This is a genomic window from Microbacterium sp. NPDC057658, from assembly GCF_042799975.1.
Taxonomy (GTDB): Bacteria; Actinomycetota; Actinomycetes; order Actinomycetales; family Microbacteriaceae; genus Microbacterium.
In genome coordinates, this window is record NZ_JBHVHT010000001.1 from 406,043 (window position 1) to 428,864 (window position 22,822).

The window sequence follows — 22,822 nt, forward strand, 5'->3', positions numbered from 1 at the left end:
CTGCGGTGAACCTCCTCCTCCTGTCTTTGTCGGTGGGAGAATCGCATTCAACACCATATTGGGAACGTTCCCGCTTGGTATTCCCCCAACTCTTACGCACGTTGGGAACGATGTCAATATCATTGGGGAAGATTTACCGCACGGTGATCTGCCGCGGTGGCGGAGGACGACCTGTCCGCTACGATGCCATCGACCGACGAGGGGGCCAGGCATGGCGCATGGAGCAGTGACGATCATCGACGTCGCAGAAGCAGCGGGGGTGTCCAAGTCCGCTGCCGCACGTGTCCTGGCGCAGAACGGCTCCGCGAGCGACAAGACTCGCAAGAAGGTCCTCGAGGCGGCGGACCGCCTGGGATACCGTCCGAACCAGCTGGCCAGAGCGATGAAGTCGGGGGCGACGAACACCATCGGGATCGTCGTGCCCGACGTGGCGATCCCCTTCTTCTCCGCCGTGCTGCGCGGCCTCGCCGACACCGCACGAGCCGCGGGGTTCGAGGTGCTGGTGAGCAATACCGACAATGACGCCGACATCGAGGCGCGCTCGCTGGAACTCCTCGCGGAGCAGCGCGTCGACGGCATCGTGATCGCTCCCGTGTTCCAGCCGGATCCGTCGGCGATCATTCGCCTGGAGAGCGAGGGGATGCCGATCGTGCTGCTCGACCGCCGGATGCCCGGATTGGAGAAGCTTCCTCTGGTCTCCCTGGACCACGTCGACGCGACGGAGCAGGCCGTGCGCGCTCTCGTCGCCGACGGTCATCGCCGGATCGCACTGGTCACCGAGGCGTCACAGGTGCGCTCCACGCTCGAGAGCTTCACGGATCGCCCTGCGGAGGACTTCGACCTCTCGCTGCTGCGGCCGTCGGCGCAGCGCCTCGTGGGCTACCTGCGTGCGCTCCAGCAGGCGGACATCGAGATCGACGACGCGTTGATCATCCGCTCCGGCTACACCACGGCAGACGCCCAGACCGCGGTGGAAGAGTTCTTCGCGAGCGGGATCCCGGCCACAGCACTGCACGCCACCGACGCGGTGCTGAGCTCGGGCGCTTTCCGCGGCATCCGGTCGGCGGGGCTCGTCATCCCGGACGACCTGTCGTTCATCGCCTTCGACGACCAGGACTGGACCACGATGGTGCAACCGACGGTGAGCGTCGTGGAACAGCCGCGTCAGCGCCTCGGGGCCACCGCCACGACGACTCTCGTCGGGATCATCCGCGGCGGCGCGGCGGAGCCCGCGCACCAGACGCTCGCCGCCGAACTCCTGGTGCGGGACTCCGTCACCGCCGTCTGAGGCGACGCGGCTCAGGCGCGATGGCGGCGGGCGGTCTCCTCCGACACCCGACCGTCGCGCACGTCCGCCTCGATGGCGGCCGCTTCGCGTGCGCCCGGATCGCCGTATCCCCCGGCGCCCGCCGTCTCGATCGAGGCCCACTGGCCCGGCTGCAGCACGGTGTACCCATGATCGATCGGGGCGGCATCCTCGCTCAGGACGCAGCGCGCCGAGGCGCCTGGCCCGCCTCCGAAGACCCCCCATGGCTGCGACTTCTGCCGGCTCGTATCGAGCCAGAAGTGCACGTCCTCCGCCTCAGCCCTGATACGCCGCCGGATCCCCATCCCTCCGCGGTGCTCCCCGACCCCGCCGGAATCCTCGATGAACTCGTAGGCCTCGACCATGAGCGGGTACTCGGTCTCCAGACTCTCGACCGGGAGGTTGGAGGTGTTCGTCATGTGCACCTGGACGCCGTCGAGGCCGTCCTTGTTGTACCGTGCCCCGCTTCCCCCACCGATCGTCTCGAGGTACACGAAATCCCGTCCACGCGCACGGTCGTGACCGGAGAAGTGCACGCCGGTGTTCGCGCCGTTGGACGCACCCGTGATGCGCTCCGGCACCGCCGGAGCCAAGGCGCCCTGGATGAGGTCGACGATCCGCTGGCAGGTCTCGCTCCGCCCGTTGACCGCCGCGGGGGCGGAGCAATTGATGATCGACCCCTCCGGCGCTTCGATCGTCACAGGTCGATAGAGGCCCGCGTTCGGAGCGATGTCCGGATCGATGAGCGTCTTGATCGTGTAGTACACCGCCGCGTACAGACCGGTCCACACGACGTTGACGCTGGCACGGACCTGCGGCGGGTTGCCGGCGAAGTCGAAAAGCATGCGATCGCCGTCCACCACGATGCGCACGCGGAGGGTGAGCTCGTCGTCCAGCTCCGGGCAGTCGAAGCGATCCTCGAACGAGTACTCGCCGTCGGGGAACTCCATGATCGCGGCGCGCGTGCGGCGCTCCGTGTAGTCGAGCAGCTCGGCGCCGATCGCCCGCACGACGTCGGTGCCGTGGTGCGCGCACAGTTCCCGGTAGCGGGTCTCCGCCACGCGCAGCGCCGCCTCCTGCGCTCGGAGGTCGGCGATGCGTTCTTCCGGCACCTGGCAGTTGAGCAGGATGAGCTGCAACAGTTCGTCTTGCCGCACTCCCTCGCGTACGAGGTGCACGGGAGGGATGCGGATGGCCTCCTGGAAGATGTGCGCGTGCCCCCGGTCGCCGAAGTCGGCGTGATGCGCCAGGGCTGCCGCCCAGGCGGTGAGCTCATCGTCGACGAAGATCGGGGCCGCCAGCACGATGTCAGGGAGATGGGATCCGCCCCCGGTGTAGGGGTCGTTCCCGATGAACACGTCTCCGGGCCGGATTTGATCCAGGGGATACTGCTCGCGCAGGGCGGACACGATGCCCATCAACGATCCCAGGTGGAGGGGAGAGCCCCCCTCGTCCTGCGCGATCGCCTGTCCGTCAGCGTCGAACAGGCTCGCCGTGCAGTCGCGACGCTCCTTGATGTTCGGCGAGTACGCGGCCTTCACCAGCGTCTCGCTCATCTCCTCGACGATGGTCGACAGCGCGGAGCCGACGACCTCCACCAGCACGGGGTCCAACTCGACAGCGGTCATCGCTGTTCTCCGATCTCCACGATGAGGTTCCGATATTCGTCCACGCGGCACACGTCGCCCGGTAGCAGGACGGTCGTGGTGTCCATCTGCTCGACGATCGCTGGCCCGAGCAGCACCGCACCCGGCGTGAGGAGGGAGCGGTCGTACACCGGGGTGTCGACGTATCCCTCCGCCGGATCGAAGCACGTGCTGCGGGTCTCGACGAGCGCCGTCGCCGGGTCGGACGCGCGCGCTTCTTCACGGCGGACGTCGACGTGCGCCGCGGATCCCGACGCCTCCAGGCGGAACGTGACGGCCTCCACAGCCGCATCTTCCGAGCGGTATCCGTAGACGCGCTCATGCGCTTCATGGAAGAGCTCGATCACCGCGTCCACGCCGTCCTCGACGAAACGGTGTCTGCCAGGCACCTCGACGGCCAGCTCGAAGTTCTGGCCGCGATAACGCAGATCCATGCGACGGCGCAGTTCACGCCCGCTCTCGGCGACCTCCTCCTCGACGAACCAGTCCTCGGCGCGCCGGACGAGCTCATCGAAGACCGCATCCACGGCAGGTGCCGCCGTGTCGTCCACCGCTGTGATCACCGTCCGCATGAAATCCGTCTTTACGTCGGTCATGAGCAGACCGAGTGCCGACTGCGCCCCGGGGATCTCGGGCACGACGATGGTCCGCATCCCCAGCTCGCGCGCGAGGCGGGAGGCGTGCAAGGGCCCGGCCCCGCCGAACGGCACGAGGGCGTACTCCCGCGGGTCGTAACCGCGTTGCACGCTGACGACCCGGATCGCCCTGGCCATGTTCGCGGTGACGACACGGAGGATCCCGAGCGCCGTCTCCTCGACGGACAGGCCGAGCGGCTCCGCCAGGCGCTGCACGGCGGCCACCGACGCGCTGCGGTCGATCTTCATCTGACCGTTCAGCAGATACTCCGGGTTCAGCATGCGCAGCACGACGTTCGCATCCGTCACCGCAGCATCGTCGCCGTTGCCGTAGCACGCCGGTCCGGGGAAGGCCCCGGCGCTCTGGGGACCGACGCGCAGGTGATTCCCGCTGTCGATCCAGGCGAGCGACCCACCTCCCGCTCCGACGGTGTGGATGTCGAGCATCGGCGACCGCACGGGGCGACCGTCGAGTTCCATCCCGGCGGTGACCTTCGGCCGTCCGTCCTGCACCAAGGAGATGTCCGACGAGGTGCCACCCATGTCGAACGTGATGATGTCGTCGAAGCCGGCGGCTGAGCAGATCTGCGCCGCACCGACGACCCCGGTGCTCGGTCCGGAGAGCACGAGTCGCACCGGCAGCGCCTCGGCGGTGGAGAACGGAATGACTCCGCCGTTGCTCTGCGTGACGTGCGGCACTGCGGTGAGGCCCCGATCCGCGAGCACCTGGCGCAGGCGGGCGAGGTAGTTCGCGACGACGGGTCCGACATAGGAGTTCGTGACGACGGTCGACAGCCGCTCGTACTCACGGAACTCGGGAAGCACGTCGCACGAGAGCGAGACGTAGACGTCCGGCATCTCCTCGCGGATGATCTCCCCGATGCGGCGCTCGTGATCCGCGTTCAGGTAGCTGTAGAGGAGGCAGACGGCGATCGAGTCCACCGCCGCATCTTTGAGCTCGTGGACAGCGCGACGGACGTCGTCCTCGTCAAGGGGCGTCTCCACGCGTCCGGTGTGGCGGATGCGCTCGGTCACCTCCATGCGCAGTTGGCGAGGGACCTGCGGAGTGGGCTTGTCCGCCTGCGGGTCGTACATGCTCGGGCGACGACCGCGACCGAGCTCGAGCAGATCGCGGAACCCACGCGTGGTGATGAGACCGGTCCTGGCGCCACGGCCGGTGAGGAGCGCGTTCGTACCGACGGTCGTGCCGTGCGCGAAGTAACCGACCTCCTCGATCGAGCGTCCGCCGATCTGGTCGAGGATCTCGGCGACGCCGTGGACGATGGCGCGTCCTGGGTCATCGGGAGTGCTCGACACCTTGCGCACGTGCACGCGCCCGGTCCCCTCGTCGAACGCGCAGACATCGGTGAATGTCCCTCCGGTGTCCACTCCGATGCGCAGGCTCATGCCGTCACCGCTTCCTGGTCGTCGTTGCTTTTGCGTGTGGTTCCATGCTGGCGGCGCACCGCCTCGGCGTCGAATGGGATGCCGTGCTCGAACGCGCCGTTGACCTGGCAGACCTGCGCGGCCTGCGCGCTCGCGGCGACGAGTGTGGAGCGGATATCGCGCCCCGTTCCGATGCCGACGAGGACGCCAGCGATGAACGCGTCGCCCGCTCCCAGCGTGTCCTTGACATGGACGCGGTCGGCCTCCTGCTGGCTGATCCCCGCGGCCGAGCCGAGCAGAGCGCCACCGGCACCGAGGGTGACGAGGGCGTACTCCGCGCCGGCGTCGAGCACGCGCTGCACGAGCGCCCTCGCTTCTGCCCTGTCCATGTGTCCACCGGAGAAGCTCGCGAGGTGGAGATGCGGCAGATAGGGGCGCACGTCCGCCTCGTCGAAACGGCTGCCGAAGTCGAACGAGACGCGTGCCCGCTGCGCCATGTCCGGGATGCGTGTCAGCAACGGACCGGCGTAACCCGAATGCACCACGTCATACGCGGCCATGGCCTCGAGCTGGGCGTCGTCCAGGTCGAACAGTGCGGTCGTGCGATCCGAACGGAGGAACACGCGATCGTTGCCGACGAGCTCGACGTCGGCCGTCGCATTGGGCGCATGCACGACCCGCGTGAGCGCGGTGTCGACGTGCTCCGCCTCCAGCGCTCGCAGGATCTGCCGCCCCGCCGCGTCGTCGCCGAGCACTCCGAGGTACCCGGCGCGTGCGCCGAGCCGCGCAGCGAAGACGGCGACGTTCACGGCATTCCCGCCGGGGTACAGCATCGCCTGATGCAGGTATCGATCGGCGACGTTGTCACCGGCACCGAGAACTCTCATCCGAAGCTCCGCCCGCCGCTCAGTAGGCGATCTTGTACATGTACCGGCGCTGCGACGTGTCGTGACCGCGGCGGGCCGCCACGTGATCGAGCACACGACGCTCCGCGCTCATCAGCGCGAGCACGCTCAGGTCCGGACGAGCATCGGCGGGGATGCCGGGAAGGGTGAACGTAGCGGTGTCCACCGCGGCCGAGTTGCGCGTCTGCTTCTCGGCGAAGCGGATGACGCGCTCACCGAGCTCGCGGCTGGCATCCTCGGCGACGAGGGTGACGACCGTCGTGTCCTCGAGCACCATCTCCAGCGGCCCGTGGAAGAAGTCGCCGGCGTTGAGGGCGGCGGAGTTCATCCAGCTCATCTCCTGGAAGTAGCACCACGCCATCATCTTCGCCATGCCGTAGGCGGGCCCGCCGCCGACGATGTAGCTCAGGGGCGCGTCAGGGGCGGACAGGAGGTTGGCGATGCGCTCCCCCGCCTCGGCGACCTCGTCCTTCACAGCGCGCAAGGCTCCGGGGAGCGCGGGGATGCCGGCCCGCAGCTGGGCGGCCTTCTCCGGGGCGCCGTACGCCTCCAGCAGCGCGGCGGCGATCTGCTCGTTGTGCACGAGCTTCGGCTCCGTGATCGAAATGGTGTCCGGGTAGTCCAGGTGGACGTGGCCGATGCGCGACAGGCCGTTGTCACCCTGACGGGAGATGCCGGCGATGAGGGCGCCACGCGTCTTCGCGAACTCCGCGGCGGCGACGGTCTCCGGCGTGTTGCCCGAGTGCGATGCGGCGACGACGAGCGCCTTGTCGTCGAGCCCGATCGGCGCCCGCGAAGTCAGCTCGGCGCTGGTGATGCGTTGCGCCACGATGCCGGGTGCATAGCGGTCCAGCAGGTCGAACGCGGGGTAGGTGCCGAAATGCGAACCGCCGCAGCCGACGAGATAGACGCGCTCGACGCCCCGCTCCACCGCCTGCGCGACCAGGGAGCGTGCCTGGCCATCCTGGTCGATGGCGTGCTGCACGCATGCCTCGAAGTCGTCGGGAACCGGGATCAGGTCGCTCATCGCTGTCGCTCTCTCTGCCGTTGATCGTCGTGATGACAAGAAATGTGGAACGTTCCCACACAAGTACTCTTGCGCAGATTGGGAACGGTGTCAATAGTCGCGATCGACCAACGGACTGCGCGTCGAGATGCGTCGGGGCATGCGGGATCGTCGAGACCCCGCGAGAATTCGATCGGTGTCAGCGGGTGGAAACCGGCGTCCAGGCCGCGCTGTCTGCCCCGGCCGCGACGACGCCTGTCGAGAAGCGCTCGATCCGATAGGGGGCCAGCACTGGCGACGGGTCCCCCGTGACGAGCTCCTCAGCGACCAGTTCTCCGAGGATGAGGCCGAGCGTCGCGCCAGAGTGCGTGAACAGGACAGACAGGCCGGGCACCGCATCCACCGCGCCCACCACGGGCTCGCCGTCGCCCGGGATCGGCTTCGGCCCGACGCCGATGCGTCGCACCGTCAGGAACGGCCGTCCGGCGAGCACCTTCGCCGCCTCGGCGAGTAATCCGTCGATCGTCTCCGCCGGCGCCGTGAGCGTGCCGTCCCCGCCGACCACAATCGAGCGCTCCGCCCATCCCGCGTCGAGCGCCACGCCTCCGTCGGGCATCGGGCGGACGGCGACGCGCGGCGTGTTTAGCACGGTGCGGACAGGGGCGGACAGAGGCTCCGTGACGACTATGCACGCGGGAACCGTCGCATCCGGCACGGCGACGCCGAGTGCGGCCAGCTGCGCGGGAACCCCCGCCCCCGAAGCGAGCACGACCCGATCAGCATCGATCCGCTGTCCGTCCGCGAAGCGCACGCCGCGAACCCGGGCATCGTCGACCACGACGTCGACCGATCCCGTGTGCTTCAGGATGCGCGCCCCGCCCGCGACGGCCTCGGCCACGAGACCGGGGATCAGGTGCGGCAGATCGACCCACCCCTCCCCCGGGTTGAAGATCGCCCCCTCGTCGGGGACCGCCTCCGACCGCACGTCCGGCAGTCGCGCCGCGACCGCGCGACGGTCGAGCCAGGTGGCGTCGTAGCCGCGCGAACGCTCACGGTCGAAGGTCTCTCGCAGGCTCTGCCCCGATCGCGCCCACTTCAGCGCGCCGTCGAAACGGAGGAATCGGGCGCTGTCGGGATGCCGCGCACTCCAGGTGCGATACCGATCGAGGCCCATCAGGCGCAGGTAGTGGTAGTCGTGGGAGCGTTCGCCCGAGGAGTTGAGCCAGGACAGCGAACGCCCAGATGCCCCATCGGCGAACGTCGCGGCGGCCAGCAGCGTCACACGCGCCCCGGCGCGGATCAGATGCGCGGCCGTCGAAGCGCCGAGGATGCCAACGCCGACGACGACGACGTGGGGCGGACGGGGCACGGCCTTCGCTTCCTTCGTTGAGAGACTCGGACGTCGTCAGTCTGGAGGGAGAGCCGGACAACCGCAACCCCCTCCGTTCTGCGCCACCCTGCCGGGCTGCGCCCGATCGGGACCTCGGCACCGAGGCTGTGCTGCCGGCGTCGGATGAGCGGGTCGACACTGCTGGTCGCCTGCTCGCTTGCAATAGCGATTCGCATCGCGTTACCGCTGCGATACCGCGAGGCGCCGCTCCGATGTGACGAAGGCCCCGCATCCCAGTCGTTACAACGGGAGTCGGGGCCTTCGCGGTGGCGGTGACGGTGACGGTGGGATTTGAACCCGAGGTCAACGGGTACGGCATCTATCGCGGGCGCCTCGCCATGATGTGCGGCAACGACGCCATGGCGGGTCAGAACGCGACTACGCCCGCCGGGGTACCGCCGGCGCCCTTTCCGCTCTCCTCCAGGTACCGTCCGTACTCTTCTTCGGGGTCGTACCGGTTCGGGTGGCCGTCGCCCCACAGTTCGTACTTCCTCTCGATCCTGCCGGGCGGGAAAGAAGGCCAGCTCCACTCTTCGCCGCGTGCGTGTGCCCACACCGCAGTTTCCAGGGCGGCGCGCGCGAAGTCGATGGCGGCGAGGACCGAGTCTACGAATGCACTCCAGCGGTCTCGGTTCGAGGTGGGCCAGCCCCCGGATTCTTCGTCCCAGGCGCGATCTCGGGCTGTGTAGGAGATGCGTTGCGTCGAGAAGGTGGCGAGCTGGGACGCCCAGTCGGCCGGCAATCCCCGGGGGATGCGGAAGTGGATGGTCGCGTACTCGTCCGTCTCGTTGGTGAGTACGCGAACGCCGTAGCCGTCCCAGGTGCCGATGACGTAGCGAGTGCATGCGAGATGCGAGTAAAGAGGTGACGGGTCCATGTCTCGCACGTACTCGTCAGTGTCAGTGGTGGGGCGGGGGAAGTCCGGGAGATCGATGTCAGACTGCGGCGTAGTCGAGGCGTGGATGTTGGTCATAAGTCGCTTTCTCTGAGTGGTTTGGACGCCTCCCTATGCGCGACAACATCGAGCCGGCAAGGCTTAGCTGTAGGTCGTCATGTACGCGTGGTGAGACACCGGCGTGGGAGAGAACTGGCGTCGAGAATCGCCGAACGGAGGACAACGCTCCATGCGAACAGACTCGACGCATGTTTGCTTGAGATGCTGGCCGGACCGCCCGGTGCGCGGTCGTGGTGCTCGCCGCTGAACGGAGTCGGGATGAGAGTGTCTGAACACACGGAGAGGATCTCTTTGCCCGATCGGCGCCTCGCGATGTGCGGTGACTGGCCCGGCAATGCAGGTTGGGCTCGTCCGGCCGCCCGCGCACTCCCATCGCTGGCACCCGATGTGATGACGTTGCTGCACCTAGGGGATTGGCAGATGTCGCCGCGACGTCGACGCAATCTTCGCCGACACGAACATCGACCGCTTCTATGTGGTCCTAGGCAGTCACGACGACTACGGTCAGGTCACTCCGCTGCTCGATCGACATTCAGGGGAAGCCGTGTGGGTATCCGAGTTCACACTTGGATCCCTCCACAGCACGGGTAGGTTCGCGCCATGCAGGCTGCGATCATGCGCCCGGGTCGGAGTGGTCGGCGGGCGATGACGATCCGCGAATCCCTCACCGAAGGCAGTTTTCCGCTACTGATCTGCAAGACCGCGAATAGTGCTCAGGCTTGGCACAGCCATTGTCAATGAGCGCATGTCGAGGAACGCAAGGTTGCCCTCCTGAGCGTCGCGTCCGAGGCTCGCGACCCGACGCCCGCACTCAGTTCGGCCCCCGCCGGGCGTATGGAGGTGACCGTGCACGAGCAACTCGGGATGCACCGCGTCCCACACCCTTCTAACCCTCGCGCGGGATGCTGCGGACTCAAGAAGCACATCCTTGGGGAACCCGTGCGGGTTCCTGCGAAGGACTTCGCGGACAGGGCGAACTGGGGTTCCCGCCGGAGATTCATGGGTGAGCATCAGGTCTGCGGGTCCACCGGCGATGGCAGCCGCCACATCCTGATCTGTGATGGCTTCATCGGGCCACCACGTCACTCCTTCAATTCGGGACATGCGGTCGAGGGATGCGGCGCCGCCCAGCGACAAGACCCGTCGGCTGCCCACGGATAGTCGCGCCGGGCGGGGGAGCAGCCAGACAAGATCGGAGACGCGAACTGCGGCTCCGGGCTGCTCGGCCAAGAGTGAAGTGATCTCGCCCCATGGCTCATGGTTGCCGTTGGTTACATATATGCGGGTGATGCCGGTGTCGGCGAAGATCTCGTCGGTCTCTGCAGGCTCCATCCACCAGTCCCCTAGATGCAGCATCGTCGCGATGTCCGGCGCGAGGGCAGGCAACACCCTAGCTATGCTTCGAGCCCAGCCGACGTTGCCGTGCCAGTCTCCGCAGACTGCCACACGCTGGTCGGGCAGCACGATATCCGACGCGTACTCGAGCGCTTTCACGAGCCCTCCTTGAAGAAGTGGTTGCATCGTAGCGGAAATGCGGAAAGTATTCCGCATATGAGTCACTCGACGTGTCGGCGGACGGCGTGGGTACCGACGTAGGGAGCGCCAGCGCGTTGCGCCTGCGCCTGGCGCTCCTTCTTGCGATGGAGGTCCCGCTCCACCGCACGGACGTACTCCGCGGACTCACCTCGCATCATGAAGTAGTCCAGGCGTGTGCCGATCAGAAGACGCAGGCGAGCGAGATCAACCATCTGCATAACGATTCGTCCTGCGAGCATCTTCTGAAGGCGGTGGTACTCGACCTCGATCTCCTGAGCGAGTTCCGTGACCTTCTTTCGCTTCTCGGTCAGGTACAACTCTCGAACTCCGCGCGAGATGTTGTGCTGCGAGATCGACGCATCAAGCTGAGCCCGTCGTTCCAGAGTCCAGTCGTGGTCGATGAGATGCCAAACGGCCCTAGGCCGCCGCCCGAAGTCGCGAGGTTCGACCAGGAAGTCACGGGGCACGTATCTGGGGTCTGACACCTAGAGAGCGTATCTAAAAGACCTACGAAGAGCGAATAGACCCAAGAATAGGCACTTTCGGGCTCACATTCGCTTCCTCCCGCGCACAGGGGACGACATGACCAAGTACCAGACTCTCAAGAAGACTGCGGGCGATGGCTTCGACCGCATTCAGTGGTTTGACAAGAAACTGAATACGCACACCATTCGAGCGAACGACCCCGCAACCGCGCTCACGGTCACTCCAGGCGAGCGCACACGCAAGCCCGGCAAGTGGAAGGGTCAGAAGCCCTACCAGGGTCACTACTGGTGCGCCGGCTCCCGCACCAGCGTCTTCCACGAGTCGATGACCGAGTACGCGGGCATGATGCTCATCGACCACCTCTACGACGTCGTTGCGGTTTACGCCCAGCCCATGCTGATGACTTTCTTCGACGGTCGATTCTGCTACCCCGACTTCCTCGCTGTCGAAGCCGACGGGACCCGTCACCTCATAGAGGTTCACCCGAAGGCGCTCATGAGCCCGGAGGACGATGTGAAGTTCGCACACGCCGCTCGGGTTTGCGAGGTCCTTGGGTGGCGATTCACCCTCATCGACCAGCTCAGCGAGACCGTCCGCATGAACGTGGAGATGATGAGCCGCTACCGGCATCACCGGTACACGCCGACTCCCGACGTTGAAGACCACATCCTCAGCGTGGCTAAGAAGCACGAGTCCTTCGGCAGTCTGCGCCTCGCCCTCGCCACAGACAAGCCCGGCGAGCTCATGCCGTTCCTCTTTCACCTCATGTGGAAAGGGGAACTCACCTTCGACCTCACCGCCCGCTTCACCGAACACACGACGCTCACCGCGGCGTGAATCCCAGCAAGGAGAAACACAGTGATTGCACCGCGCACCATCGTCCTCGGCCAGACCGTTCACCTCGAAATCGGAGACTTCACCCTCGTCAGCTACGCGAACGGTAGCTACCGCCTCCGCGACGAACTGACCGGCGAGTACCAAATCCTCCATCACACGGAACTCGCCCAGCAGCTCCCTCCCGGCGAGTCGCTGGAGACGACTGACCCCATCGACAGCTGGCCGCTCCAGGATGTCCTCGACGGTCTCAAGCCCGTGAAGAGGGCGCTCATCCCGTACCTGCAGCAGCTCATCGACGGCACCCCCGTCGACGGCGGCGAGCCGAACCCCAACTTCGCGCTCGGCATCTCCAAGACCAAGCGCCTCGACTACACCATCGAAGCGCTCGCCGAGGTCGGCATCGACATGCCCCTCGGCTCGTTGAAGCGCGACCTCGGCAAGTTTGAGAAGAAGGGCATCGCCGGTCTCGTCGACCGGCGCGAAGGGCGGAAGGAGGCAGCGTTCGCGCGCGTGCACGAGGAGGTGAAGCAGGCGTTGGCGGAAATCCTCGTCGGATACAAGGGCAAGTCCACGGTCACCTACACCGCCATCCGTGCCGAGCTCGAGGTTCGTCTGATGGACCGGTTCCCGACCTCGGAGGACCGCCCGAAGACGCCGTCGCTCTCCACGCTCGAACGGCTCGTCAAGCACATGAGCGGCAACCAGAACCCGACCATCCCGGCGAAGCGTCGGCAGACCGCGGCCCTCTCCCCGACCGGCATGCACCGTCCCCGCCAGGTGTTCGGTCCTGGAGACGAGTGCCAGATGGACGCGACCACGCTCGACATCTTCGTCCGCATGCCCAGCGGCAAGGTCGCCCGACCCCACCTCACGGCGCTCGTCGACAAGCGCACCCGCTCCGTCGTCGGCCTTAACCTGACGGAGTCCGACCCTACGAGCATCGACCACGCCGTTCTCCTGGCGAAGGCGCTCGTGCCGCGCCGGCTCCGCCCGTGGGCGAAGGACTACGACTCCTTCGGGCTGCCGAGGATGCCGTGGACGAAGCACCTGACCAAGAAGCAGATGGAGACCTTCGACTCGTTCTGCCCGTATATCTTCCCCAGCCGCATCCTCATCGACAACGGGCAGGACTTCAAGGGCACCGTGTTCGGACTGGCATGCGAAAGGTACGGCGTCTCACTCACTGAGGCCCCCATCCACGACCCCACGGCGAAGGCCGTCGTCGAGCGCTTCTTCGGCACCGTCAAGACCAAGTTCTGTCAGTTCGTCCCGGGCTTCTCGGGCGGCAACGTCGCGAACAAGGGCGCCGACACGGTCAAGGGCGCGCTCCTCACCCTCGCTGAGCTCGACGAGCTCCTCCAGAAGTGGGTGTGTGTGGTGTGGCAGAACCGTCGTCACGCTGGCCTCGAAGATGACTACGACGAGGGCCTCGACCATTCACCGAACAGCATGTACGCCGCATGCATCGACATCACCGGTCACTTCGTCCTCGCGTTCGAGGAGGAAGACTTCATCGCGCTTCTCCCCACAGAGGAGCGCACAGTGCAGGCCGGCGGCATCGAGTTCGACGGCCGCAAGTACGACAGCCCTCACCTCGCCCCGATGCGTAACCGCAAGCGAGGACGCGACAACACCACCGCCAAGGTCGTCATCCACTACGACCCGAGCGACGAATACCGCATCTGGCTCCGCTCCCCCGATGACACCGGCTGGATTACATGCCACTGGACCAAGGAGCGAGGAATGTCCCGCCCGCTCGACGAAGCCATCGCCCTTGAAGCGCACCGGCGAGCGCTCGACAACATCTCGTTCAGCGACGCGGAAGCGGACGTGATGATGGTCCGTTTCCGCAATCAGGCAGTCACCGACTCGGTCGACGCCGTCGAGCAGGCGGCGCGAGACAAGAAGAAGGAAGAGAAGGAGCAGAGGGCCGCCAACACCCTCGCCGCCATCCTCACGCCCGCCACCGACAGCAGCAACGACTTCGCGGACTTCGCGGTGCTGGAAGTTGCAGCCCGGTAAACCATAGGAAGCACAGAACATGAACAGCAACATTGAGCCCCTCGGCCACTTCGACCAGCGAGAGGTGCTTCAGCACCTCCTCGAGAACGACGCGACCCTGGAAATCTCCCAGGTCACCGCTGCCGAGTACAAAAGCTGGACGTGCGCAAAGAAGCGTGCGTTCGACGACGAGCGTAGTAGCCGCATCGCGGACTCTATCGTCATCATCACCCCGGCCCTGCAGCAGCTGAGCCTGGCGTACAGGCGGGCCGCTCGTGTCGCCCATCGCCCCGTCGGCCGGACCGGCATCATCCTGGACGGTGAGCCGACGACGGGAAAGACGACCGCCGCCATCCGTCTGGCCGGCGAAGCCTTCCGCCGCCACGTAGACCGGCACCCGACGTGGCGGAACGATGGGCACGTGCCGGTGGTGTATCTGGAGATCCCACCGAACTGCACCGGCAAGACCGTCATGGGGCGCATCATCAACTTCTTTGGAGAGCCCGTCGTCTCGCGAATGACGCTGGAAGAGCGCACGACCCTGGCGACCAAGTTGTTCGCGAAGGCGCACACCTCGCTGGTCATCTTCGACGAGATTCAGAACCTCTCTCAATCCAACTCGACCGGCCGCTTCGAGAGCGCGCAGGCCATCAAGAACCTGATGAACCATGTCAAGGCAGTTCCGATGTACGTCGGCTTTGACCTGGACTCGTCCGCATTCACCAACGATGAGTTAGGCGCACAATTTGCTTCGCGCTGCACCCCCGTCCGCCTGGGCAAGCTCGACATTCTGACTCCGAAAGGCCGCCAGCTGTGGGGAGGAGTCATCGTTAAGTTCGAAGAGCAGCTCGGCCTGATGGCACACCCGCCGCAGACGCTGTTGAAGGATGCGATGTACCTCTGGAACCGCACACGCGGCTCCATCGCTGCGCTCTCCCGACTCCTGACGACCGCCGCACTAGACCTCATCGAAGCCGGCGACCCTGACGCCGAGCTCATCACCACAGAGCTGCTGGACGACATCCCGCTTGACCTCACTTCAGAGCGGCTGCTGTCCGCGGCGAACCGAGCGGACGAAGAGGCGCCCCGTGCTGCCTGAGCGTTCCTGGCCGTTCCACGTCCGCCCCGGCTCGTTCGAAACCGTGGACAGCTACCTGCAGCGTCTGCGGGCGGCGAACTTCGTCTCCGACGTCGCCTGGGGCTACTGGGGGAAACCGATGACCCGCGCCACGGGTCTGAACGCTCACGACGCCCTGCCCCTCATCGTCGAAGCTATAGCGGGCATGCGCGCCGGACACTTCGAGCGCGACCGCGCAGCCCTCCCGCAACACCCAAACGGGACCCGCTGCGGAAACTGCACCACCGGGCTCGACCAGAGGTTCGGCTGCATCCGCTGCCATCCCGGGCAGCACATCGCGCAGGGACCGCATGATGGCCCTCGCGTGTGCGCCAAGCACATGACGTGGGTCGGCCCCGGCACGATGCCCGAGCAGCAGCATGTCGTTGGTGCGGACGCGCTCCGCGCCGACCGCATGTACCGCCGCCTTCGACGACAAGGCATTCTCGACGCACACCGTCTCGCGGAAGTTCTCGAGTGCCTCCGGCGCTGGGAGGAAACCTCAGAGGCGAGCTTGGACGACGTTTCGCGATTCATCTTCGCTGTTCGTCTGGCGCAGAAGACGCTTCGGCCTCACACCATCGACACTCTCGTGTCTCGCGACGTCGATGCGAGCCTTCGCTATTCACGCCTGACTTCTGACGTCGAGAGTATCGTCAGGTCCGACGACTGCATCGTGCTCATCGACGCGCTCTGGCTTCTGATTCGCTCAGCCGGGCATCAGGACCCGTCCTCCCCCCACTCGTTCGTCTGCACCCCAAAGGAGGAGAACGTCGACGAACGGGATGAGCTCGAGCAGCTGCGCAGCTGCGCTTTCCCCCGAGGACGTGACCTGCACAACTCGCAGTACGTTTCGTCGGATTTCGCCGGGACTCGAGCTGCGCGGGGGCGCGCGTCGAAGGAGAACAACTACGTCTGCGCACGTGGGCACCGCTTTGGTGCACTGCCAGCCAACCTCCGAAAAGCGAAGAAGGCGGTGGGGTGCAGGATCTGTTCGAACAAAGAGGCGCGGAAGGGCTTCAATTCCCTTGCGGATACCCACCCTCACCTGGTCCGCGTCTGGCACCCCTCGGCGAACGGCGACCTGCGTCCCGGAAATGTCGTCGCCGGCTCCGACACGGAGGTGATGTGGGTCTGCGACGACGGGCATGAGTACCCGATGCTGGTTCTCGAGAAAGCGCGTAGGAACGCGGGCTGTTCCGTCTGCTCGAATCATCGAGTGGACCCCCGCGTCAATGCGTTCTCCGTCACGCATCCTGCCGCAGCTGCCACCTGGCACCCCCACCGCAACGGGGACCTCACGCCGGAGGACTTCACCTCCGGCTCATCCCGCGAGATGTGGTGGGTGTGCGAGGAGAAGGGACACGACTTCTCGATGACCATCTACTATCGGTGCCGCGGCGACAAGTGTCAGGTCTGCACGCGCAAGAGGGCACATCCGACGACCTCCTTCGCTGCCACCCACCCGCGTGAGGCCTCCCGCTGGCACCCGACGCGGAACGGGTCGGTGCTCGCCTCCGACGTCCTCTTCGGGACGAAGAAGAAGTACTGGTTCCTGTGCGAGGAGAAAGGTCATCACTACGAAGCGCCAGTCCTGACGCAGTCACGAGGCTTCGGATGCAACATCTGCGCCGGGCGCGTGGTCGATGAGCAGAACTGCATGCGCACCACACACCCGAACCTCGCCCGTGATTTCCACCCCACAGCGAACGGTTCGCTGACACCGGACAACACCCTCGCGTCGACGTACAAGAAGATCATCTGGCTGTGCGAGCACGGTCATGATTGGCCTGCTAGTGGTCTGAACAGGGTCAAGGGAACTGGCTGCCCGTTCTGCGCCAACTTCTCCTGCTGGACCGGGTGGAACGACATGGCCACGACGCGGCCCGACCTCGCGGCGGACTGGGACTGGGAAAGGAACGGGCAGCTCGAGCCGACCATGGTCATGGCTGGCACTGGCAAGCGCATCGCCTGGAAGTGCGCCACCTGCGACCACCACTGGCCGGCCAGGGGAAACGACCGGGTCCGAGGCAGCGGATGTCCGGAGTGTGCGCGGACAAAGGCGTGGCGCAAGGGACGCTGACCGCGTCCCCGAATCCGCGTAGGCCGCGCATGAGGGTGATGACCATGCACACCTCTCCGGAAGGCACACCAAATGACCACCATCACCTCCGACACCACCGCAGCCGATGCCTCTTACCTTCTCGGCTGGGCGCTCTATGAGATCCTCAGCCCCGTTTACCCGGACCGAGTGCGATTCCCTCTGAACGACGATGATTGGTTGACCGTACCCGGGCACACGATCTTCGTCCCTGTCGATGACGGCACACCCGTCTCGGATTACGCCCGCTCGATTCTGCCCGCGGTCCAGCGAGAGATCGAACGCCAGCTCGCCCGATGCCATTCGGGCGACTGGTACATCGAATACGACTACTGGGCCCATGCCATGTCCGGAGACAGTGAGAGCCTTGGCCAAGGTCTCCGGTTCGACGTTGTCGTGCTCGTACGTGGGTAGGTCATTCCTCGGCCACGGTGACCGCGTTCCTCCACACCCAACACCTGAACGTCTCGCCCTTAGCGCGGAGTGCGATACCCGCCGCCGACGGGGTTGACCGCATGAGCACCGCATCGACGCGGATCGCCTCCGACCCGAACCTCACCCAGGCTCGCACTCTCTCGTGCGGGCGTGGATAGATCGTCACCGGCTGTTCCCGAAGAGCAAGCGCCCGGTCCGTCAACGACTGCAGGCGACCCGCCTTCGAGGCCCGAATGGTGGAACGGTGTTGCATCTGCGGTCGAGAGCGGTGCGAGGCGCTTGCTGGTCCCCCTGGCCAGTGCCCCCTCCTCCGGCCGGCCCCGTCGAGCATAGAGCCGGGCCCCGACATCGGCTCCGATGTCGGGGGTCGTAAGTAGAACAGAACCATGACCGAAGCAGTCTTCTGGAGTGCGGTGCAGGGAATCGGCACTGTCATCGCGGCAGTCGCCGCCATCATCGCCCTCATCATCGCGGGAAGCCAGCTCCGTCAACTCATCGCATCGAACAGGCTGCTGGCCGAGTCGAACGATGCAATGGTCGAATCGAACATCGCCGTCACGCGCCCATACGTCATCGTCGACTATCAGTTCCGAACATCCGTCAGCCGACGCGGTGGAACAACCGGCAGCTCGGTGTTCGTCGTTGTTCGCAACGATGGAAGATCGCCTGCGCACAACATCACCATGTCCGTAGACCGCCCGTTCACCCCGGTGTCCGAGCCCGACGGAGACGGCTGGCGCAAGAGCCTCGAGGACCTGAACAGGATGATGAACGGGACAACGGTGATCCGGTCACTCACCGCCGCACGCCCCCTCAAGTACTACATCGACGATGAAGCACTCTTCGGAATCGGCGACGAAGAGGCTCCCCGATGGAGCGTGCAGGTCTCGTACGAAGACGCCGAAGGCCGCACGTTCCGAGAACTCTTCCACCTCGACGTCGAACCGTGGCGTCGGTCCATCGCCGAAGCCGACCCGCTCATCCAGGCTGGCAAGTACATCGAGTCGGTCGCCTACGAGATTCGAGACGTCAAGCGAGCAATGGGCGGAAGGCAGACGAACGTCACAGTTCAGCCCCGCATCTCCACGCACCGCGGCACCGGACAGCAGCACCGCCGCCGCCGTGTCGAGCGGTTGAGCGAGAAAACTCAGCGGAAGTAGAGCTGAGCGTCGAGCGAAGATTCCAGCTTCCATATGGTGCGAAGGTCGGGCCACGACTGACCGAGCAGGATCTTGCGAATGGTGCCCTCGTCGAGATCTGCGGCACGAGAGACCTCTCGCACCGCGCGGTCACCGATGGCTGCCTTCAGGTTCAACGCAAACCGGCGTGCGGCCTCGCCGGCCGGATCAGTCGAGGGATCGTCGGGCCACTCTGGAGAGAGCATGGCGGGTGTCGATCTAGGTGACTTACGTGCCATCTCACAGCCTCCCAACCCGCGATCCCAGTGTTCACCGGGATCAAGTACGTCCTTCTGGATCACATTCGTTTGAGTGGTTCAACTTCGATTGAAGAAAACGCACTTTCAGGGACGTCTCATATCAGTCCACCAGGAGCGCGGGCTCCTCGAGGATGGAGGCGACGTCGGCGATGAAGCGGCTCATGCCGTCGCCGTCGATCACGCGGTGGTCGAACGAGCCGGCGACCGTGGTCACCCAGCGCGGGCGCACCTCGCCGTCGACGACCCAGGGCTTCTGGCTGATCGTGCCCATGGCGACGATGCCGGCCTCGCCCGGGTTGATGATCGGAGTGCCCGCGTCCATCCCGAACACGCCGATGTTCGTGATGGTGATCGTGCCGTTCTGCTGGTCCGCCGGCGGCGTCTTGCCCTCGCGTGCCGTGAGCGTGAGCCGGTTCAAGGCGCGGGCGAGGTCCTTCATGCTGAGGTCCTGCGCGTCCTTGATGTTCGGCACGAGCAGACCCCGGGGCGTGGCGGCGGCGATGCCGAGGTTCACATAGTGACGCACGGCGATCTCGGCCCCGGCCTCCGTGTCGATCCAGGCCGCGTTAACCATCGGCGTCCGGCGGACCGCCCAGATCACCGCGCGGGCCATGATGAGCAGCGGCGAGACCTTGATGTCGGCGTAGTCGGGCGAGGCCTTGAGGCGCTTGACGAGCTCCATCGTGCGGGTGGCGTCGATCTCCTTCCACACCGTCACGTGCGGGGCGGAGTACGCGCTCTGCACCATCGCCGACGACGTCGCCTTGCGCACGCCCTTGACGGGGATGGACTCGGTGCGGTCGTCGCCGGCCGCCGACGGGCGCACCGGCGCGAGGCCGCGCGCCAGGCCGGACGGGGCCTGCGGTGCCGGGACGGTCTCCTCGCGCACGCTCCCCCACTCCGGGGTCTCGATGTTGCGGAAAACGCTGGCCTGGGAGGCGTGCTTCATCACGTCGTCGCGGGTGACCTCGCCGTCGGCACCCGTGGGCGTCACGCTCGTGAGGTCGACGCCGAGGTCGCGGGCGAGCTTGCGGATCGGCGGCTTCGCGATCACGCCGACCGACGACCGGACGGGGCGCTCGGCCGGGCGCTTCCGCCGCGAGGTCGCACCGCTTCCGGAGCCGTAGCCGACGAGGACCGACCCGCCGCCCTCCTCGGGTGCGGGCGCCTCCGCCGTGGCGACGGTCCCGGGTGCGACCGAACCGGTCCCCGAGCCGGCCGCGGGGTCGGTCACGAAGGTGATGATCGGGGTGCCGACCTCGACCGTCGCCCCCTCGTCGACGAGCAGCTCACCGACCACGCCCGCGTGCGGGGAGGGCAGCTCGACCAGGGACTTCGCGGTCTCGATCTCGCAGATGACGTCGTTGATGGCCACCCGGTCACCCGGGGCCACCTTCCACGCGACGATCTCGGCCTCGGTCAGCCCTTCGCCGACGTCCGGAAGGGGGAAGTTCTGCGTGCTCATGACGGGTCCTTTCGGCGGATGCCGGGTGTCAGTAGGCCAGGGAGCGGTCGACGGCTTCGAGGATGCGGTCGGCATCCGGCAGGTAGGCGCCCTCGAGCTTCGCGGGCGGGAACGGGGTGTCGTACCCCGATACCCGCAACACGGGAGCCTCGAGGGCGTAGAACGCGCGCTCCATCACGGTCGCGGCGATCTCGCTGCCGAGGCTCGTGAATCCCGGAGCCTCCTGCGCGTAGACCATGCGACCGGTCTTGCGCACCGACCCGAGGATCGGCTCGTAGTCCACCGGCGACAGCGAGCGCACGTCGACGACCTCGCAGCTCGTGCCCTCGGCCTCGGCGAGCGCGGCGGCCTGGAGCAGCGTAGTGACCATGGCGCCGTGTCCGACGAGCGTCACGTCGGTCCCGGTCCGCACCACCCGCGAGGAGTGCAGCGGGACGGCGGGGGCGTCGAGCTCGACCTCGCCCTTCGGCCAGTACCGGCTCTTCGGCTCCAGGAAGATCACCGGATCGTCCGACGCGATGGCCTCCTGGATCATCCAGTAGGCATCGTTCGCGGTCGACGGCGACACCACCCGCAGACCGGGGGTGTGCGTGAAGTAGGCCTCCGGGCTCTCCTGGTGGTGCTCGACCGCCCCGATGTGCCCGCCGTACGGGATGCGGATCACGACGGGCAGCCGCAGCGACCCCTCGTGCCGGTTGGTGAGCTTGGCGAGCTGGGTGGTGATCTGGTCGAACGCGGGGAAGACGAAGCCGTCGAACTGGATCTCGACGACAGGACGGAACCCGGCCATCGCGAGGCCGATCGCGGTGCCCACCAGGGCCGACTCCGCGAGCGGAGTGTCCAGCACGCGCTGCTCCCCGAAGTCGCGCTGCAGGTGCTCGGTGATGCGGAACACGCCGCCGAGCTTGCCGATGTCCTCGCCCATGAGGAGGACCTTGGGGTCGTCCTCCATCGCCTTGCGCATTCCGGCGTTCAGCGCCTTGCCCAGCGGCATGGTCTCCCGGGTCACTGGCCCTCTCCTTCGAACGACGCCTCGTAGCGGGCGCGCCACGCTTTCTGCTCCTCGATCAGCGGATGCGGCTCGCTGTACACGTGGTCGAACATGAGGTCGGCGCGGGGCGGGCCGAGCTGCACGGTGCGGGCGCGGAGGTCTTCCGCGGCATCGGCGGCCTCGGCGTCGACCTCGGCGAAGAAGCTCTCCTCGGCGCCGCGGTTCTCCAGGAAGGCGCGCATACGGACGATCGGGTCACGCCCGGCCCACGCGAGCTCCTCGTCGTCGCCGCGATACTTCGTGGGATCGTCGCTGGTCGTGTGCGCGCCGAGCCGGTACGTCACGGCCTCGATGGCACGGGGTCCGCCGCCGGCGCGCGCCTCGTCGAGGGCCACGCGGGACACCGCGTAGCTGGCGAGTACGTCGTTGCCGTCCACGCGGACGCTCGGGATGCCGTACCCGGCGCTGCGCTGCACGAGCGGCACCCGGGACTGCGTGGTGACGGGGACCGAGATGGCCCAGTGGTTGTTCTGCAGGAAGAAGAGCGTCGGGGCCTGGTAGCTGGCCGCGAACACCATGGCCTCGTGCACGTCGCCCTGGCTGGAGGCGCCGTCGCCGTAGTAGACGACGACCGCCTCGTCGCGCTCGGGGTCGCCGGTGCCGGTGCGGCCGTCGAACGTGAGGCCCATCGCATAGCCGGCGGCGTGCAGCACCTGGGAGCCGAGCACGAGCGTGTAGAGCCGGGTGTTGCCGTTCTTCGGGTCGGTCGGATCCCAGCCGCCGTGGGAGACGCCGCGCATGAGCTTGATGATGTCCAACGGATCCACGCCGCGGATCCGGGTGACCGCGTGCTCGCGGTACGAGGGGAAGATCGTGTCCTGCGCGCGGGCGGCCCGACCGGAGCCGACCTGCGCCGCCTCCTGTCCGCGGCTCGGCGGCCACAGGGCGAGCTGGCCCTGGCGCTGCAGGTTGGTGGCCTGGGTGTCGATCGCGCGGATGCCCACCATGTCGCGGTAGAACTGCGCGAGCTCGTCGTCGGGGATGGCCTCGATGAGCGGCAGGTACTGCTCCGCAGCCGGCGTCGGGGCGACCTTTCCGGTCTCGTCCAGAACGCGCACGAGGGGGGTCTCAGAGGTGCTCACGGCCCCCACGCTACCCGCGTCGGCATGCCGGGTCACGCATACCT

At 66.7% G+C, this 22,822-nt stretch carries 19 protein-coding genes; 7 read left to right on the plus strand and 12 right to left on the minus strand.

Going from position 1 to position 22,822, the window contains the following annotated elements:
- Positions 1-211 precede the first annotated feature (211 nt).
- Positions 212-1,288: a LacI family DNA-binding transcriptional regulator gene (locus ACFU8V_RS01900; protein WP_378868567.1), complete on the plus strand. Its 1,077-nt coding sequence runs from the start codon at positions 212-214 to the stop codon at positions 1,286-1,288.
- Between the two features lie 11 nt (positions 1,289-1,299).
- Here ACFU8V_RS01900 and ACFU8V_RS01905 read toward each other — a convergent pair whose 3' ends face one another.
- The 8 genes from ACFU8V_RS01905 to ACFU8V_RS01940 form a co-directional block, all read right to left on the minus strand.
- Entirely contained in the window at positions 1,300-2,934 is a 1,635-nt protein-coding gene (locus ACFU8V_RS01905) for a hydantoinase B/oxoprolinase family protein (protein ID WP_378868570.1), read from the minus strand.
- A complete protein-coding gene (locus ACFU8V_RS01910; RefSeq protein WP_378868573.1) occupies positions 2,931-4,994 on the minus strand; it encodes a hydantoinase/oxoprolinase family protein in 2,064 nt (687 codons plus the stop codon). The genes ACFU8V_RS01905 and ACFU8V_RS01910 overlap by 4 nt, the downstream gene beginning before the upstream one ends.
- Complete coding sequence (locus ACFU8V_RS01915) at positions 4,991-5,860, minus strand: PfkB family carbohydrate kinase (protein WP_378868575.1); 870 nt, start codon at positions 5,858-5,860, stop codon at positions 4,991-4,993. Before ACFU8V_RS01915 ends, ACFU8V_RS01910 begins: the two co-directional genes overlap by 4 nt.
- Positions 5,861-5,879: 19 nt before the next feature.
- Complete coding sequence (locus tag ACFU8V_RS01920) at positions 5,880-6,905, minus strand: SIS domain-containing protein (RefSeq protein ID WP_378868578.1); 1,026 nt, start codon at positions 6,903-6,905, stop codon at positions 5,880-5,882.
- Positions 6,906-7,083: 178 nt separating this feature from the next.
- Positions 7,084-8,253 (minus strand): NAD(P)/FAD-dependent oxidoreductase, encoded by a 1,170-nt coding sequence (locus tag ACFU8V_RS01925; protein ID WP_378868581.1) that lies wholly within the window; start codon positions 8,251-8,253, stop codon positions 7,084-7,086.
- Positions 8,254-8,641: 388 nt separating this feature from the next.
- Entirely contained in the window at positions 8,642-9,247 is a 606-nt protein-coding gene (locus ACFU8V_RS01930) for a hypothetical protein (RefSeq protein ID WP_378868584.1), read from the minus strand.
- Positions 9,248-9,913: 666 nt separating this feature from the next.
- Positions 9,914-10,723: a metallophosphoesterase gene (locus tag ACFU8V_RS01935; protein WP_378868587.1), complete on the minus strand. Its 810-nt coding sequence runs from the start codon at positions 10,721-10,723 to the stop codon at positions 9,914-9,916.
- A gap of 62 nt (positions 10,724-10,785) precedes the next feature.
- The gene (locus tag ACFU8V_RS01940) at positions 10,786-11,232 is read right to left on the minus strand and encodes a hypothetical protein (protein WP_378868590.1); all 447 of its coding nucleotides are present in this window, start codon (positions 11,230-11,232) and stop codon (positions 10,786-10,788) included.
- Between the two features lie 115 nt (positions 11,233-11,347).
- On the opposite strand from ACFU8V_RS01940, the gene ACFU8V_RS01945 reads away from it, so the two are divergent.
- The 6 genes from ACFU8V_RS01945 (at position 11,348) to ACFU8V_RS01970 (ending at position 18,902) form a co-directional block, all read left to right on the plus strand.
- The gene (locus ACFU8V_RS01945; protein WP_378868593.1) at positions 11,348-12,088 is read left to right on the plus strand and encodes a TnsA-like heteromeric transposase endonuclease subunit; all 741 of its coding nucleotides are present in this window, start codon (positions 11,348-11,350) and stop codon (positions 12,086-12,088) included.
- 21 nt (positions 12,089-12,109) lie between these two features.
- On the plus strand, positions 12,110-14,110 hold the full coding sequence (locus ACFU8V_RS01950; RefSeq protein WP_378868596.1) for a Mu transposase C-terminal domain-containing protein: 2,001 nt from the start codon (positions 12,110-12,112) through the stop codon (positions 14,108-14,110).
- Between the two features lie 19 nt (positions 14,111-14,129).
- Complete coding sequence (locus tag ACFU8V_RS01955; protein ID WP_378868599.1) at positions 14,130-15,188, plus strand: TniB family NTP-binding protein; 1,059 nt, start codon at positions 14,130-14,132, stop codon at positions 15,186-15,188.
- Complete coding sequence (locus ACFU8V_RS01960) at positions 15,178-17,289, plus strand: zinc-ribbon domain-containing protein (protein WP_378868602.1); 2,112 nt, start codon at positions 15,178-15,180, stop codon at positions 17,287-17,289. Before ACFU8V_RS01955 ends, ACFU8V_RS01960 begins: the two co-directional genes overlap by 11 nt.
- Positions 17,290-17,361: 72 nt before the next feature.
- Positions 17,362-17,721, plus strand: a complete 360-nt coding sequence (locus tag ACFU8V_RS01965; RefSeq protein ID WP_378868605.1) for a hypothetical protein — start codon at positions 17,362-17,364, stop codon at positions 17,719-17,721.
- Between the two features lie 407 nt (positions 17,722-18,128).
- Positions 18,129-18,902, plus strand: coding sequence for a hypothetical protein (locus tag ACFU8V_RS01970; protein WP_378868608.1), 774 nt, complete (start codon positions 18,129-18,131; stop codon positions 18,900-18,902).
- Here the strand turns inward: ACFU8V_RS01970 and ACFU8V_RS01975 are convergent.
- From ACFU8V_RS01975 to ACFU8V_RS01990, 4 genes are all read right to left on the minus strand, one after another.
- A complete protein-coding gene (locus tag ACFU8V_RS01975; RefSeq protein WP_378868611.1) occupies positions 18,890-19,159 on the minus strand; it encodes a hypothetical protein in 270 nt (89 codons plus the stop codon). The genes ACFU8V_RS01970 and ACFU8V_RS01975 overlap by 13 nt on opposite strands.
- A gap of 121 nt (positions 19,160-19,280) precedes the next feature.
- Positions 19,281-20,645: a dihydrolipoamide acetyltransferase family protein gene (locus ACFU8V_RS01980; RefSeq protein ID WP_025102745.1), complete on the minus strand. Its 1,365-nt coding sequence runs from the start codon at positions 20,643-20,645 to the stop codon at positions 19,281-19,283.
- Positions 20,646-20,673: 28 nt separating this feature from the next.
- Complete coding sequence (locus ACFU8V_RS01985; protein WP_029989147.1) at positions 20,674-21,639, minus strand: alpha-ketoacid dehydrogenase subunit beta; 966 nt, start codon at positions 21,637-21,639, stop codon at positions 20,674-20,676.
- Positions 21,640-21,650: 11 nt separating this feature from the next.
- On the minus strand, positions 21,651-22,778 hold the full coding sequence (locus ACFU8V_RS01990) for a thiamine pyrophosphate-dependent dehydrogenase E1 component subunit alpha (RefSeq protein WP_025102747.1): 1,128 nt from the start codon (positions 22,776-22,778) through the stop codon (positions 21,651-21,653).
- Between the last annotated feature and the right edge of the window lie 44 nt (positions 22,779-22,822).

Bases quoted from the DNA above. Each gene is read 5' to 3' on its own strand.
- ACFU8V_RS01900 (WP_378868567.1), top strand. From the start codon at position 212: ATGGCGCATGGAGCAGTGACGATCATCGACGTCGCAGAAGCAGCGGGG.
- ACFU8V_RS01905 (WP_378868570.1), bottom strand. From the start codon at position 2,934: ATGACCGCTGTCGAGTTGGACCCCGTGCTGGTGGAGGTCGTCGGCTCC.
- ACFU8V_RS01910 (WP_378868573.1), bottom strand. From the start codon at position 4,994: ATGAGCCTGCGCATCGGAGTGGACACCGGAGGGACATTCACCGATGTC.
- ACFU8V_RS01915 (WP_378868575.1), bottom strand. From the start codon at position 5,860: ATGAGAGTTCTCGGTGCCGGTGACAACGTCGCCGATCGATACCTGCAT.
- ACFU8V_RS01920 (WP_378868578.1), bottom strand. From the start codon at position 6,905: ATGAGCGACCTGATCCCGGTTCCCGACGACTTCGAGGCATGCGTGCAG.
- ACFU8V_RS01930 (WP_378868584.1), bottom strand. From the start codon at position 9,247: ATGACCAACATCCACGCCTCGACTACGCCGCAGTCTGACATCGATCTC.
- ACFU8V_RS01945 (WP_378868593.1), top strand. From the start codon at position 11,348: ATGACCAAGTACCAGACTCTCAAGAAGACTGCGGGCGATGGCTTCGAC.
- ACFU8V_RS01955 (WP_378868599.1), top strand. From the start codon at position 14,130: ATGAACAGCAACATTGAGCCCCTCGGCCACTTCGACCAGCGAGAGGTG.
- ACFU8V_RS01965 (WP_378868605.1), top strand. From the start codon at position 17,362: ATGACCACCATCACCTCCGACACCACCGCAGCCGATGCCTCTTACCTT.
- ACFU8V_RS01970 (WP_378868608.1), top strand. From the start codon at position 18,129: ATGACCGAAGCAGTCTTCTGGAGTGCGGTGCAGGGAATCGGCACTGTC.
- ACFU8V_RS01975 (WP_378868611.1), bottom strand. From the start codon at position 19,159: ATGGCACGTAAGTCACCTAGATCGACACCCGCCATGCTCTCTCCAGAG.
- ACFU8V_RS01980 (WP_025102745.1), bottom strand. From the start codon at position 20,645: ATGAGCACGCAGAACTTCCCCCTTCCGGACGTCGGCGAAGGGCTGACC.
- ACFU8V_RS01985 (WP_029989147.1), bottom strand. From the start codon at position 21,639: ATGCCGCTGGGCAAGGCGCTGAACGCCGGAATGCGCAAGGCGATGGAG.